This window comes from Litchfieldia salsa (assembly GCF_900104555.1).
In the GTDB taxonomy this organism is placed as follows: Bacteria; Bacillota; Bacilli; order Bacillales; family Bacillaceae_L; genus Litchfieldia; species Litchfieldia salsa.
In genome coordinates, this window is sequence record NZ_FNJU01000001.1 from 84,250 (window position 1) to 99,860 (window position 15,611).

At 37.1% G+C, this 15,611-nt stretch carries 12 protein-coding genes and 1 other annotated feature; of the genes, 1 reads left to right on the forward strand and 11 read right to left on the reverse strand.

Annotation, left to right across the window (positions count from 1 at the left end; genetic code table 11):
* Positions 1–201: 201 nt before the first annotated feature.
* From BLQ56_RS00385 to zapA, 6 genes are all read right to left on the reverse strand, one after another.
* Positions 202–1,893, reverse strand: a complete 1,692-nt coding sequence (locus tag BLQ56_RS00385) for a long-chain-fatty-acid--CoA ligase (protein ID WP_090849062.1) — start codon at positions 1,891–1,893, stop codon at positions 202–204.
* Positions 1,894–2,170: 277 nt separating this feature from the next.
* Entirely contained in the window at positions 2,171–2,578 is a 408-nt protein-coding gene (locus tag BLQ56_RS00395) for a DUF350 domain-containing protein (RefSeq protein WP_090849065.1), read from the reverse strand.
* Positions 2,579–2,590: 12 nt separating this feature from the next.
* Entirely contained in the window at positions 2,591–4,948 is a 2,358-nt protein-coding gene (locus tag BLQ56_RS00400; RefSeq protein ID WP_090849067.1) for an endonuclease MutS2, read from the reverse strand.
* A gap of 325 nt (positions 4,949–5,273) precedes the next feature.
* Positions 5,274–6,989, reverse strand: a complete 1,716-nt coding sequence (polX, locus tag BLQ56_RS00405) for a DNA polymerase/3'-5' exonuclease PolX (RefSeq protein ID WP_090849069.1) — start codon at positions 6,987–6,989, stop codon at positions 5,274–5,276.
* A gap of 247 nt (positions 6,990–7,236) precedes the next feature.
* Positions 7,237–7,779: a CvpA family protein gene (locus tag BLQ56_RS00410; RefSeq protein WP_090849071.1), complete on the reverse strand. Its 543-nt coding sequence runs from the start codon at positions 7,777–7,779 to the stop codon at positions 7,237–7,239.
* Positions 7,772–8,077 (reverse strand): cell division protein ZapA, encoded by a 306-nt coding sequence (zapA, locus tag BLQ56_RS00415; RefSeq protein WP_090849073.1) that lies wholly within the window; start codon positions 8,075–8,077, stop codon positions 7,772–7,774. The genes BLQ56_RS00410 and zapA overlap by 8 nt, the downstream gene beginning before the upstream one ends.
* A gap of 272 nt (positions 8,078–8,349) precedes the next feature.
* On the opposite strand from zapA, the gene rnhC reads away from it, so the two are divergent.
* Positions 8,350–9,300, forward strand: coding sequence for a ribonuclease HIII (gene rnhC / locus BLQ56_RS00420; RefSeq protein ID WP_090849075.1), 951 nt, complete (start codon positions 8,350–8,352; stop codon positions 9,298–9,300).
* A 55-nt stretch (positions 9,301–9,355) separates the two neighbouring features.
* On the opposite strand, the gene BLQ56_RS00425 is transcribed toward rnhC, so the two are convergent.
* The 5 genes from BLQ56_RS00425 to BLQ56_RS00445 form a co-directional block, all read right to left on the reverse strand.
* Entirely contained in the window at positions 9,356–9,610 is a 255-nt protein-coding gene (locus tag BLQ56_RS00425; RefSeq protein WP_090849077.1) for a hypothetical protein, read from the reverse strand.
* Between the two features lie 28 nt (positions 9,611–9,638).
* On the reverse strand, positions 9,639–10,529 hold the full coding sequence (locus tag BLQ56_RS00430) for an acyl-ACP desaturase (RefSeq protein WP_090849079.1): 891 nt from the start codon (positions 10,527–10,529) through the stop codon (positions 9,639–9,641).
* A 468-nt stretch (positions 10,530–10,997) separates the two neighbouring features.
* Positions 10,998–13,412: a phenylalanine--tRNA ligase subunit beta gene (gene pheT / locus BLQ56_RS00435; RefSeq protein ID WP_090849081.1), complete on the reverse strand. Its 2,415-nt coding sequence runs from the start codon at positions 13,410–13,412 to the stop codon at positions 10,998–11,000.
* 18 nt (positions 13,413–13,430) lie between these two features.
* A complete protein-coding gene (gene pheS, locus BLQ56_RS00440; protein ID WP_090849083.1) occupies positions 13,431–14,465 on the reverse strand; it encodes a phenylalanine--tRNA ligase subunit alpha in 1,035 nt (344 codons plus the stop codon).
* An 85-nt stretch (positions 14,466–14,550) separates the two neighbouring features.
* Positions 14,551–14,811, reverse strand: a binding site (T-box leader).
* 55 nt (positions 14,812–14,866) lie between these two features.
* Positions 14,867–15,595 (reverse strand): YwaF family protein, encoded by a 729-nt coding sequence (locus BLQ56_RS00445; RefSeq protein ID WP_090849085.1) that lies wholly within the window; start codon positions 15,593–15,595, stop codon positions 14,867–14,869.
* Positions 15,596–15,611: the final 16 nt, after the last annotated feature.

The window sequence follows — 15,611 nt, forward strand, 5'->3', positions numbered from 1 at the left end:
TCTTCCCTTCACATTTATGAATGAATAATCATTCATAAATTAATAATAAAGAGTTACTGTGCTGCTGTCAAGGAAAGACTTATAAGTTCTTAAGGTTAGCACTTGAAAATAGCATAGTGCTAACCACTTGTTGATTTCATATCGTAACATTAACTTCCTTTCTATTATCATAATCAAAACGGATAGTAATTATCAACCATATTATGCTTCTTTTTTCTGTTTTTCCCGTTCTTCATCAATTAAAGCTCTACGTAATATTTTTCCTACCGCCGTTTTCGGTAATTCTTTTCTGAATTCAAATATTCTTGGTACTTTATAAGAGGCTAAGTGCTTCCTTGCGAATTGATCTAGCTCTTCACTTGAGCATGTTACTCCTTCTTTTAGGACAATATAGGCTTTGACTGTTTCACCTCTATATGGATCTGGCACTCCTGCAACTACTACTTCTTGAACTTTCTCAAATTCATATAGCACCTCTTCAATTTCACGAGGATAGATGTTAAAACCTCCAGCGATAATCATGTCCTTTTTTCGGTCCACAACATAAAAATATCCCTCTTCATCCATATAGCCTAAATCTCCAGTTAGTAACCACCCTTCCTTTAATACTGCAGCTGTTTCTTCTGGTCTATTCCAATACCCTTTCATTACCTGTGGGCCCTTCACTACGATTTCACCTATCGTACCTGCTTCAACAGGTTCTCCAGTTTCAAGTGATAATACAATGGCATCTGTATCTGGCCAAGGAAGACCTACACTACCATTTATTCGCTCTCCCCAGAGTGAATTAGAATGAGTAACAGGAGATGCTTCAGTTAAACCATACCCTTCTACCAGTTTACCACCTGTTACCTTCTCAAATTGATCCTGTACCTCAACTGGAAGAGGGGCAGAACCACTAATACAGCAATCTATTGATGAAAGATCATATTTCCCAATATCAGGATGATTTAATAATCCAATGTAAATAGTAGGTGCACCTGGAAATAAGGTCGGCTTTTGTTTTTGAATCGTTTTTAATGTGTCTTGAATATCAAACTTAGGAAGTAATATCATTTTATAACCCTGTAAAACTGATAAATTCATCACAGTTGTCATCCCATACACATGGAAAAATGGCAAAATACCTAGAATTGATTCTTGCCCACGTTTCGACTGATACATCCATTTAGCGCACATTAACGTATTAGAAACTAAATTATAATGTGTTAACATGACCCCTTTCGGAAATCCTGTTGTTCCTCCAGTATATTGTAATAGAGCTAAATCTTCTTTAGCATCAATCTCCATTTCAATTTCATCTATTCTGCCCGTCTCAATAATTTTGGTAAATAGATGATTTGTTCCGCTATGTTCAACTTTAACGACCATTCCATGCTGTTTTTTCTGGATAAAGGGATAGATTAGATTTTTGGGGAATGGCAAGTAATCTTTTATGCCAGTAACAATAATATGTTTTAAAGACTTAATAAGAGGTTTTACTTTGGATACTCTTGGATAAAGTAAGTCTAGTGTAATAATAACCTTTGTACCACTGTCATTTAACTGATACTCAAGTTCTCTTTCCATATAGAGAGGATTGGTCTGGACAACGACTCCACCTGCTAATAGTACACCATAATAAGCAATAACGGCTTGTGGACAATTTGGTAGCATAATGGAGACTCGATCTCCCTTTTTTATACCAATCTCTTGTAAATAGTGAGCAATTTTACAAGCTTGAACGTAAACCTCTTGAAAGGTCAGTTCTTTACCAAGAAAGTAAATTGCTTTTTTATTCGGAAACTCAGTGGCTGCGTCTTTCAAAAACTGTGATAGAGGTTTATTATCATAATTGATTGTGTGAGGAATTTCTTTTGGGTACTGTTTTAACCAAGGCCTTACTACTTCCATATAGATTGCCTCCCTTTTCCCTTTTCTCGCCTACCTCAAGATTATATGCCTAAACTACCCTATAAAAGAATAAGATTTTAAAGCGCTTACATATTCTATATAAACATTATATGATATTGAAAATTCTGTGACAATTAATTCTTTTCAAAAATAAAGAGCCAGAAATGATTCCGGGCTCTTTAATCGTTCTTTATTTAAGTAAAAAACAGCATATATATAACACCAATTAAAACAAACACACCACAAAGGGCCATTAACACTTTAGCTAGTTTTTCCATCAACCTATTCCACCACCGATAACATATGAAAGCCCTACTGATATGACCATTGAAATAAATCCTACCGCACGATTGTCTTTTGCGATTTCCTCATCAATCTTATACTTTGGAGTTAAGAATTCAAATATAAAGTAACCAGAAAGTAACAATAGGAATCCGAACAAACCCCATCCCATCATCGTTAACAAGGAATCATGATTACTAATGGAATAACGGAAGATATTCGATAAACCAAATATTTTCCCACCTGTTGCCATCGCTACAGCCATATTCCCTTTTTTAATTTCATCCCAGTTATGATATTTTGTTACGAGTTCAAAAATAGATAAGAACACAATGATGCTTAAAACAACAACACTAAAATAGGCAGCCGTTTGTATAAATTCATTTTCCCAGAAATTCTCCATAAAATCCCCCAATTATTTCAGCTCTACTACAGTTACCCCTGTTCCACCTTCTCCAGCTTCACCAAAGCGTGCTGATTTGATCGATCGATGCTTTTTCAAGTATTCTTGAACACCCTGTCTCAGTGCACCTGTTCCTTTACCATGGATAATCGAAATTCTAGGGTAACCAGCAAGCAATGCATCATCTATGTACTTTTCTACTCTCATAAGTGCATCTTCAAATCGTTCACCACGAAGGTCGAGTTCAAGTCCGACATGGTAATCCCTTCCCTTAATCGTTGCTAAAGGCTTTGTTTCTACTACCTTAGGTCTACTCACATACTCCAGGTCCTTTTCCTTTACCTTCATCTTCATAATGCCCATTTGAACCTGCCATTCGTTAGATCCTACTTTTTCAATGAGATGTCCTTTTTGATTAAAACTGATCACCTTAACCTCGTCTCCTGATTGGAAACTCTGCCTCGTTTGCTTCTGCCCAGTTTTAGCTTGACTCTTCTCTAGGGAAGGTATGGCCTTTTCTAGTCGTTTCTTTGCATCAATTAGTTCATGTTCTTTTACGGCTGAACGTTGATTCAGCTGCATTTTTCTCAAATCTCGGATCACTTCTTCTGCTTCATTTGTCGCTTTTTCAATCGTCTCAGCAGCTTTTTTCTCTGCCTTTTCATAAAGTTTATCACGTTGTTGATTGAACTCTATGATTTGAGCTTGAAGCTCCTTATGAAGCTGTTCCGAATCTTTTCTGATTCGTTCGGCCTCGTCTAATTCTTCTTCCGCTTCTTTTCGTGATTGTTCTAATGAGGCAATCATATTTTCAACAGTATTACTTTCAATACTTACATGATCTCTAGCTTGATCAATGACTTCGATTTTCAAGCCTAATCTCTTTGAAATTTCAAAGGCATTGCTTCGGCCTGGTACACCGATTAATAATTTATAGGTTGGACTTAGTGTTTCTACATTAAATTCAACACTTGCGTTAATAACTCCATCTCGATTATATCCATATGCTTTGAGTTCCGGATAATGCGTTGTCGCAATAACAATCGCTCCACGTTGATATACCTCATCTAAAATAGAGATCGCTAATGCCGCACCTTCTTGCGGGTCAGTCCCTGCTCCTAATTCATCAAATAAAACTAAACTTTCATTGTCTACTGTGTTGATAATATCAACAATATTAACCATATGTGATGAAAATGTACTTAAGCTTTGTTCGATTGATTGTTCATCACCAATATCAGCATATACATGTTTGAAAACAGCCATTTCCGATCCATCAAGTGCAGGAATGTGTAGCCCAGATTGAGCCATAAGAGTAAAGAGACCTACTGTTTTTAGAGTAACTGTTTTCCCCCCTGTATTTGGACCTGTGATGACAATTGATCGATAATCTTTACCGATTTCTATACTGTTTGGTACAACTTCTGATGGATCAATAAGTGGATGACGTGCTTTTTCAATCCTAATATAGCCATGATCATTCATTTTGGGTTTAGACGCCTTTATTTTTTGACTATACCCCGCTTTTGTAAACATGAAATCAAGCTCAGCCAAAATGGTCACATTGTCTAATAATTCTTGACCGAACTCAGCAACAAATATGGAAAGTTCTTGAAGTATTCGTTCGATTTCTTGTTTTTCTCTTACCTTCGCCTCTGATAGTTGGTTATTCAAGTCTACCACTGATTGAGGCTCAATAAAAAGAGTTGCTCCAGAGGAAGATTGATCATGTACGATTCCACCATACGTACTTCGATATTCTTGCTTTACAGGAAGAACATATCGATCATTTCGTATTGTAATAATGGCATCCGAGAGTGTCTTTTGTGCAGATGATGACCGGATCATATTCTCTAATTTTTCCCGGATTCGTGACTCGCTGGTTCTTAATGTTTGACGAATTGAACGTAGTTTCTCACTTGCTCCATCTAATACATCGCCATTATCATCAATGCAGAACTTGATTTTTTGTTCAACATCAAATAATGGTGTGATTTGTCCAGCGAACTCATCTAAGATGGGGACTCCAATACCATCCTCAACCATGGTTTCAATGAATTTTTTCATATTTCTACCGGAATAAATAGTAGAAGCAATGTCTAATAATTCATTTGTTCCAAGTGTACTTCCAATCATTGTTCTTTTTACGCTTGCTCGTATATCGGTTAAACCACCTAGTGGCACGTTTCCTTTTAACCTTAGTACTTTTGCTGCTTCATCTGTTTGTTCTTGTAAAAGGACTACTTCTTCAAAGTTTGTTGAAGGTGCTAGTTTTTCTACTCTTTCTTTTCCGAGTGATGAAGCTACGTGCATGCTTAGCTGCTCTTTTACTTTGTTAAATTCTAATACTTTTAGTACTCTTTGTTGCATAAATAGAGAACCCCTTTCTGTTTAGCATTTCTCTACTTTGATTTCTTTGGCTACATATTGCTTGCATGGGAGTTACTCTTAAAATAGTTGTCGGAAGACTTTCCATTCGCTACGATCCAATCCCGGGATGCCGCGGGCGGCGCGGTGAGCCTCCTCGTCGCCTATCGGCTCCTGTGGGGTCTCACTCTGCCCCGTACATCCCGCAGGAGTTGAGTGGCTCTCCGCTCATTCCAAGTACCGATTGCTCAGTCATTGGTCATAGAGTTCATACTCCTACTCCCATTCCCTCAAAGGATAGGTACAGAGTAAGGAATGACATATTAGTCTAATTTCTTTTTAAATAAGTAATTAATTCTTCTGCTTCCCATGTGTTTATAACTTGTTCTTTTTTGACCCAGCCTTTTTTTGCTGTGGAGATTCCGTATTTCATGTGATCTAGCATGTCTATATTATGTGCATCTGTGTTAATTACAATTTTCACACCTGCTTCAGCCGCTTTTCTGATGTATTCTGCTGATAAGTCTAGGCGGTGGGGATTGGCGTTTAATTCAAGTGCTGTGTTTGTTTCTTTCGCTAGAGTAATTAATAAGTCAATATCTACATCATATCCTTCACGTCGACCGATGATTCTACCTGTTGGATGTGCAATAATGTCTACATGTAAATTCTCAAGTGCTGTTTTAAGACGATTCATGATTTTTTCACGAGAATGAGAGAAGCTTGAGTGAATTGAAGCAATCACAAGATCCATTTCTCGAATAATTTCATCATCATAATCTAATGAACCATCAGGCAGAATGTCCATTTCTACACCCGAAAGAATTGTAATATCATCATATTTTTCATTTAGATTAGCAATTTCTTGTTTCTGAGCTAATAACCGCTCTGGTGTAAGCCCATTTGCAACCCTCAAGTATTGAGAATGATCTGTGATAGCCATATATTTATATCCTTTTTTACGACACTCCTCAACCATCTCTTCAATCGAGAACGCTCCATCACTCCATGTAGAGTGCATATGAAGATCTCCTTTTATATCAGACAGTTCAACTAAACCGCTACCTGCTGTAAAATAATCAACCTCTGTTCCATCTTCTCTAAGTTCTGGAGGAATGAATGGGAGATTAAAATGTTCATAAAATTGTTCCTCGCTGTCAAATGTGTGGATTTCATTATTTTCTAGGTTTTCAACACCATATTCACTAATTTTCTCTCCACGCTCTTTTGCAAGTTGTCTCATTCTTACATTATGATCTTTACTACCAGTAAAATGATGCAGTGTTGTAATAAACTCATGTGGTTTGACTAACCTAAAATCTACTGATACATCATATAGATATTCTAGTTGAAGTGATACCTTTGTCTCTCCACTAGCAATAATTTCTTTCACACGTGGAAGTGCAAGAAGCTGATCTCTTACCTTTGATGGATCATTTGTACTAATAATAAAATCTAAATCTTTTATTGTGTCACGCATTCTTCTGAGGCTTCCCGCTCTAGAAAACTTTTCAATCCCGTCCATACCTTCTAGCGATTGCTCAAGCTCTAAAGCTAAATCTAGCATCATGCTAATCGGAAGTCGATCAGGTCGTTTTCCAACTTCGTCTATAACAGCTAGGATTTTCTCTTCCGTCTTCTTTCCAAAACCAGCAAGACCTTGTACTTTGTTTTCTAAACAGGCAATCTTTAATGATTCAATATCCTCTACCCCAAGCTCCTTATATAACTTTGCAATCTTTTTCCCACCTAAACCTTGCAGCTTTAATAGAGGAATTAAACCTTCTGGTACTTCCTGTTTCAGTTCCTCTAATACTGATGAGGATTCAGTCTTGATGTATTCTTCAATGACAGATGCTGTACCTTTTCCTATTCCCGCTAGGGTTGTAAAGTCTTCAATTGAAGTGAGACTTCGATCATCATTTTCAAGTGCTGCTGCAGCCTTTCTAAAAGCTGATATTTTAAATGGGTTATCCCCTTTTAGTTCCATATAAATCGCAATTGTTTCTAGTAATTTGATCACATCTTTTTTATTGATTTTCATGTTTGACACCTTCCTACCTTACATACGATTTTCTACTATAAATGATACATTTTTATTTAGATTTCTTCAATTTTCTAGAAGGTTGTTTTCGTTACATTGTAGCTATATAAACATGGTAGTCGATTTGCACTCTATACCATTAATTAATAGACACAGAAAAAAGCTGTCCTAAAGTGCCTAGACGGTTCACTTTTTAAGCTAGTTAGCTAGAGGTGAATACGTGCTTGGCACTAGTTTAGGAACAGCCTTATGATGCTAGATGTGTAAACCATAAATCTTTAATTTTGCCTGAAAAAATAGGTGTATGCTGTACGATTGCTTTAGCCATTGATGATTCGCTAATTGAAGCTTGTACTGCTTCGACTGGCATAAGCGCGCCAATGTAAAGTAAAATAAAGAGAATTAAGTACACTTCGACAAACCCTAATACTCCACCTGCCCAACCGTTCACCTGTTTTAAAATTGGTAGCTGTGCTAGGAAGTCCAACATAGATCCAAAAATTTGCATCAGAATTTTGGTTATAAAGAATAGTATTGCAAATGCAATTGAATGGTAATAGGCAGATTCAAGATCAGTGTTCTCCATTAAAAACTCTAATGGCTGGACACCTGATAATTCTGGATATGGAATCCAAAGCGTTAGCTTTGGTGCCAAATCACCTGAATATAAATAGGCGACAATGAAGGCAACAATAAATCCTGCTAAATGAACAATTTGTAAAATGAAACCTCTTTTCAGGCCAATCAAAAACCCCATCACAAGGATGATAAGTAATAAAATATTAAGCATTATTCGTCCAATCCTTTTCATTTTCTAAATAGTGTTTCAGCTCTTTTTCTACAAGCTCATAGTCTTCTTTTAGTTTTAAGTATTCATGTACGACATTGACTGCAGTAAGAACTGCTAACTTATTTATATCTAAATATGGATTCTTCGCACCAATATCTCGCATTTTATCATCGACCATTGATGCAACAAGGCGGATATGGCTTGTGCTTTCTGTTCCGACAATTGAATATTGTTGTCCATATATATCAACGGTTGTTCTGGTTTTTGGTGGTTGTTGTGACAACGGTTTGGCCTCCATTCATCTGCTGGAAAAACCATCATAGTAGACGATTTTATAAGAACAGATTTATTAAACTTTGATTGATAGTGTATACAATAATCATTAAGAGGTACTTTTGTAACTACTTAAAAACGATTATACTTTTCCTAATTTTAAAATCTATCCATTATGATAACATGAACTGTCCAATTATGGAAAGATATCTCTACATTAGTTATGATAGAAAGTAAGATTTTTTATTTAACATAACATTTCACCAGAAATCATTTTAACCATAGGAGTTGTTAGGATTGTCAAATAGTGTACTTAAAGTTGATATGAGCATGATGAAAAAAATCGAATCTCATTACTCTCAGTATAAAGGAGATAAGCTCCCACCAGGTAGTGTTTTTGTTGCAAAGTTACCGTCCTGTACAATTACAGGCTATAAATCAGGCAAAGTTCTTTTTCAAGGTGGTTCAGCTGAAGCTGAGTCTAGTAAATGGGCAGGTAGTCATTCTGAGCAAACGTCAAAAAGTTCAAAGAACGTAGCAGCAAAAGCTAGGGTAAAACATGAATTCTCTCCTCCTAAGGAAATCGCGACATTATCAATTATTGGTTCAGATGAAGTCGGGACAGGAGATTACTTCGGACCAATGACAGTTGTTGCTTCCTATGTATCTAAGGATCAGGTTCCTTTATTAACAGAATTAGGTGTAAAAGACTCGAAAAATCTAAATGATAAACAAATATGTGAGATTGCTAAAAATATCATCGAGGTAATTCCATATAGTTTGTTAATCCTACATAACCCAAAATATAACAAACTTCAAAGCAGTGGAATGACTCAAGGGAAAATCAAAGCACTTTTACATAATCAAGCCATTAATCATTTATTGGAAAAGATCGCACCTACTACCCCAGATGGGATCCTCATTGATCAGTTTGCTGAGCCTGGAGTTTATTTTAGACACCTCCAGGGTCAGGGAAAGATTGCAAAAGAAAATGTGTTTTTCAGCACAAAAGCTGAAGGTGTCCATCTGTCAGTTGCAGCCTCATCTATCATTGCAAGATATGCATTTGTAAAAGAGTTCGAAAAGTTAAGTAAAAAAGCAGGGGTCGAATTACCAAAAGGCGCAGGCGCAAAAGTAGATGTTGCAGCAGCAAAGCTTATTAAAAAGCTAGGTGTAGAAGCTTTAGGTGACTATACAAAGCTTCACTTCGCAAATACTGATAAGGCGAAAAAGATTGCAAATACATAAGAAAAAGCTGCCTATTAAGGCAGCTTCAGATTGTAACAAAAATCATACTTATGTCTTACACTTCAACTGCAAGAATATCCTCAATCTCGTCTTGGATTTCTTTACTAACTAGACTAAGACGTTTCTTTCTTAATTCAAGATCCGTTTCTTTGTCTATAAACTGATTCGTGTGTTTATCAAAGCAAGAGAAACAGATAGAATAGAAAAGCTTATTTTGTTTCTTTAAGAAATCAAATTCCCATGTTTCTAATTCTAAATAACTTACTCTTTCCTTCGTATCTTTGTTACATATTTCGCATTGTGCTGTCATGATATGGTCCCTCCTTACTGCCATGCTTTTATTTTTTAGCCTGTTGGCGTTCTTTAATCCGTTTTAAACGTCCGTGATATTTCATAATATTCGCTTGTGATTGCTTCGCTTCTTCAGAAGTAGGCTGGAGGTTTTCAATATCCCAGTATGTTACAACTACGTCTAATACTTGATCAAAATACTGTAATGGACCATAATTCGCTTCGAGGGCTATCGTTTTCATTCTCTCATTAAAGTCTGGCATGACAGCTCCAGGCATAGAGAAATTGATAATAACATCTTCGAAAAACACTAGGAAATTGGGATCAAGCTCCAAGTGCGCTTTTACCGTATCGCGATAGAATGCATAATGAAGAGCTTCGTCTTTTGCTAGCCTTCTAAGTAAGGTTGCTAAATCCTTGTCGTGAGGACTAGAAATTTTCGCGACATTGTTATAGAAAACTAAAGTAGCTAACTCTTGCAGGGAAGTATAAGCCATTGTTGCTAGTGGGTTCGTGAAGTCAGGGAACCACCCACTCTCAACCATTCGCTTTCTTAGTTCATGTAATCGTTTCGGATCCACGTTACGCGTCACCAATAAATAAGTTTCAAGTAAACTAGAGTGTTGGTCTTCTTCTGCCGTCCATGTGCGAACAAAATCATTAATGACTTCCATAGAGTTTTTAAACGTATAATCCAAATGAGATGTATACCAAGGTAAATTCACTTCTGTTAGTAACGCTGTTTCTATCGCTACTATCACTGCTTCTGGAAGCGTGACTTGACTCTTATCCCAAGGAACTCTCTTAAATGACATCGCCTTGTCCCACGGTATAAATTCATGGTAACTCCAGTCAACATTTGCTGAACGTTCCTTATGCAATCGATATAATTCCTTAATTTTTGGTTCCAATCGTGTATCCAATTCTGAATTTAACATTGATTAACCCCTTACATCTTTTACTTTCTAGCTTTAAAGAATAAATAGTTTCCATCTTTACTTTAACAGAATTTTTCGACAAGATAAAGAATTATGATACCCCTTGTCTAAATCCAACAAAAAACTGTAGACACAATGTAAAAAGTCTACAGTTTGAAGCTGCCTTTTCAAGGGCAGCTTTTTTAAAAAGATAAGAAAGGATATAATTTTGCACTCAGTTTTAGTGTCTAGCTCCAGCGCCTAGCCCCTCGGGGTCATAAGTCGAATCACTACGGAAAACAAGATTTCCTACGTGATTCGCCTTATGCCTGTCGGGGCTGAACAAGGCGCTTCCGCTTTTCTTGGTGTCTAGCTCCAGCGCCTAGCCCCTCGGGGTCATAAGTCGAATCACTACGGTAAACAAGATTTCCTACGTGATTCGACTTATGCCTGTCTGAGGCTTAACAAGGCGCTTCCGCTTTTCTTACATTATGAACGTAAACTTGCACCAAACTTCTCTTCAACAGAAGCCAGAACTTTACTATGTGCTTTTGTTACTTCTTCATCTGTTAGTGTTCGCTCTGGATCAAAATATCGTAGTGAATAAGCAACAGATTTCTTACCATCCTCCATACGTTCACCTTCATACAGGTCAAATATGGATACCTCTTTCAATAACTTTCCACCAGCTTCAATGATTGCTTCTTTAATAACACCTGCAGCAATCGTTTGATCTACAACCAATGCAATATCACGGGACATAGATGGGTATCTTGGAATGCTAGTGTATGTAGCATCCTCTACTTTTGCCTCAAGTAAATTCTTAAGTGATAATTCATAGACATAGGTTTCATTTAAGTCTAATTCTTTTTGAGCAGTTGGATGAATCTGGCCGACAAACCCAATAACTTCTTCATCTAAGATTACTTGAGCAGTTCGTCCTGGATGCATACCATCTAATTTTGCTTGTTTATATGAAATTCGATCTTGCAATCCCAATAATTCAAATAAGCCATCAAGCACACCTTTTACCACATAAAAATCGACAGACTTCTTTTCACCCTGCCATAGGTTTGATTGCCATAAACCTGTTGCAGCACCAGCTAAATGTTCTTTTTCAGTTGGTAGTCTACTTTCTTCATTTGAAAGGAATACAGAACCGATTTCATATAATGAAATATGATCTACTTTTCGAGCTAAATTATGCGATAGCACTTCTAATAAATGAGGAACAATACTTAAACGTAAGACGCTTCGATCCTCACTCATAGGCATAGATAACTTAATAGGTGCTGCTGTTTCAAGTGCATATTGGTTAACTTTACTACTGCTAGTCAAAGAGTAAGTTACAGCTTGATACGAACCTGTTCCTTCTAAATATCGGCGAATTTTGCGACGCTTCTCTTGGTAGTCCGTTAATTTCCCAGGGAAAGTTTGACCTACAGGCAATGTGGTAGGTAGGTTATCATACCCAAATAAACGAGCTACTTCTTCAACAAGATCCTCTTCAATTGTAATGTCGCCACGTCTCGATGGAACAGTTACAATAAAGGTTTCGTTATCCACTTCTGTTTCAAATTGAAGTCTTGAGAAGATAGTAGAAACCTCCTGAGATGAAATCGAGGTTCCCAGAACTTTATTAATCCGATCTAACGTGATGGTTACTTTAACTGGTTCTGCTGATAATGTATCAACCTCAACGACACCATCAAGAACCTCTCCCCCAGTATACTGTATCATTAATGCTGCAGCACGGTCTGCAGCTGCGCGAGTTCTGCTAGGGTCAATTCCCTTTTCATAGCGCGAACTTGCCTCACTGCGAAGTCCATGGTCCTTAGAAGCTGTACGAATTGTTGGACCTGTGAAATAAGCAGACTCAATTAAAACAGTCGTTGTGTCATTTTGCACCTCAGAGTTAGCTCCACCCATTACACCAGCTAATGCAACTGGCTCAGTTCCATTAGTAATGACTAGGTGTTCTGGTGTCAATGTTCTCTCTGTATCATCTAGTGTAGTCATTTTTTCACCTGATTTTGCACGGCGAACAAGAATTTCCCTTGAACCAAGACGATCATAATCAAATGCATGTAATGGTTGACCATATTCAAGCAAAATAAAGTTTGTGATATCCACAACATTATTATGTGGACGAATACCAGCGGCCATTAAGCGATTTTGCAACCATAATGGTGATGGTGCAATTTTGACATTCTTAACTACACGTGCAACATATAGTGGATTATCTTGATTCTCTTCTACTGAAACAGAAATATAATCTGATGCTTTTTCTGACCCTGTTGTTAGTTCAATCTTTGGAAGTTTTACCTCTCTTCCTAAAATGGCTGCTACCTCATATGCAACTCCAATCATACTTAAAGCATCAGCACGATTAGGAGTAATGCTTAGCTCTAATACTTCATCATCAAGATTTAATTGTTGCAATGCATCATCGCCAGGCTTTACTTCAGTAGGGAAGACAAAGATTCCTTCTGAATATTCCTTTGAAACTAACTTTGACTCAATCCCAAGCTCTTGAAGAGAGCAAATCATCCCGTGTGATTCTTGCCCACGAAGCTTCGCCTTTTTTATTTTGAAATTTCCAGGTAATACTGCTCCTACCTTTGCAACAACAACCTTTTGGCCTTTGCCTACGTTTGCTGCTCCACAAATAATTTGAACAGGCTCTTCGTCTCCAACATCTACTAAACACTTATTCAATTTATCTGCATCAGGATGTTGTTCACATTCTAGCACATGACCAACAACGACATTTTTTATGCCATCACCTAATACTTCAACACCTTCAACCTCTATCCCACTTTTTGTGATTAAATCAGCAAGTTCATTTGCTGAAACACCTGTTAAATCTACGTATTCACTAAGCCATTTATAAGATACAAACATGAAAAGTCACCCTCCTTATTACGCTCGTTTAAATTGTTGTACAAATCTTATATCATTTGTGTAGAAATGACGGATATCATCAATTCCATATTTCAACATGGCAATTCGCTCTGCACCCATTCCAAAAGCAAACCCTGTATACTTTTTCGAATCAAAGCCGGCCATTTCAAGTACATTTGGATGAACCATTCCAGCACCTAAAATTTCAATCCAGCCTGTTTTCTTACAAACATTACAACCTTTTCCTCCACAAATAAAGCATGAAATATCCATTTCAACAGATGGCTCTGTAAATGGGAAGAAGCTAGGACGTAATCGAATTTGGCGATCTTCACCAAACATCTTTTTCGCAAAAACCTCAAGTGTTCCCTTTAAGTCGCTCATTCGGATGTTCTCGTCAACTACTAAGCCTTCAATTTGCATGAATTGATGTGAGTGTGTAGCATCATCACTATCGCGGCGGTATACCTTTCCAGGACAAATAATTTTAACAGGACCTTTCCCTTTATGTTGCTCCATTGTTCTAGCTTGAACAGGTGAAGTATGTGTACGTAATAATGTCTCATCTGTAATATAGAAAGAATCTTGCATATCACGAGCAGGATGTCCTTTTGGAAGGTTCAATGCTTCAAAGTTATAATAATCTTCTTCCACTTCAAAACCTTCAGCGATTGAATATCCCATTCCCAAAAATAGATCTTCAATTTGTTCAACCACTGCTGTTAGTGGATGATGATTCCCTACTTTTACTGGTCTACCAGGTAGTGTAACGTCAATCGTTTCAGAAGCTAATTGTTGTTCAACTGCTGCTGCTTCTAATTTCTCTTGTTTTCCTGTTAATACTTCCGTAATTTTCTCTCTTACTACATTTACAAGCGCGCCCATTTTTGGACGTTCCTCAGCAGAAAGCTTCCCCATACCACGAAGAACCTCTGTTATTGGACCTTTTTTCCCTAAATATGCAACACGAATGTCATTTAATTCTTTTAAATCAACAGCTGCCTCAACCTTTGCTAGTGCTTCTTCTTGAAGCTCTTTTAAACGATCCTGCATCTTACATCCTCCTTAATGTGATCATTTCTCTTATCTTCTTACATATCCGGCGAAAGTTCTTGAAAACACAAAAACCCCGCCCCAAAAAAGGGACGAGGATATCATCGCGGTACCACCCTTGTTAACCGTCAAAATCACTATTTTCGAAAAAAAGACAGAAAATGACTGTTCACTTCATTTTGATAACGGTTCAACCGGAACACCTTTACATTCAATATAGAACGGTCCAAGTGCCAACTCAAGAGGTGAAATTTCACTAAAGTTCTACCATAAAAATGCTTTCAGTCATTGGCATTTTCTCCCTGGATGGAAACATTAAGCTACTCTTCTCTATCATCGTTTTTTAATATGTAAATAATAGATATTATTATAATATAAGAGCAACCTCCATGCAAACCCAATTATGCTCGTGAACGCCTTTTTTCCTCAACCACTGAAAAAGGTAGGTATAAGAGACAGAAAATACCCAGAGCTGCTACCTCTAACGAAAGCAGATACCAAGGATATGGTCCTAATAGGTCAATCAAACTTGGATTAGTTGGCTTCCTTGATAAGAACATATAATTCCCGCCAGTCATCTCATTTACAAAAAACACACCTACTGCAAGTATATTCAATGTAACAAATGCTTTCCAAACAGACCTCATTGTTGGACGATAGCCTTCAAACCAAATCATATAGAAGCTTGCTAATATGATCGCGATGTGAGCTAAGAAAAAATGGAAATATCGATAATGCGGGAAATCATAGACTAACTCTGGTGTTAACATCGCTTGCAAAGCCCCTCCAACACCAAGGAAAAAGGTAACTTCAAATAAGAAGAAATTCCTCCACAACAGCATGACAATACTTAGTATGAGGGAAATTGAGCATAGTTGAAATGGAAGCGAATCGACTGGATTCCATACATCTGTATAGCTATACCACATGTATAATGTTAGTTCACTTAAGATCAGAAATCCAGCTAAGAAATAACGAACAACACCTTTACCTTTTATAGATAATGAGTTACGGAGAAAATACAATGCAAACACTGTTCCAACCAGCAATAGAATCATTATCAAATGTGAAATTGAAAATAATTGAAATCGTTCATCAATTATTTTAAAGCCTGCATACTTTTCAAGCATCCCATCACACTTTCTA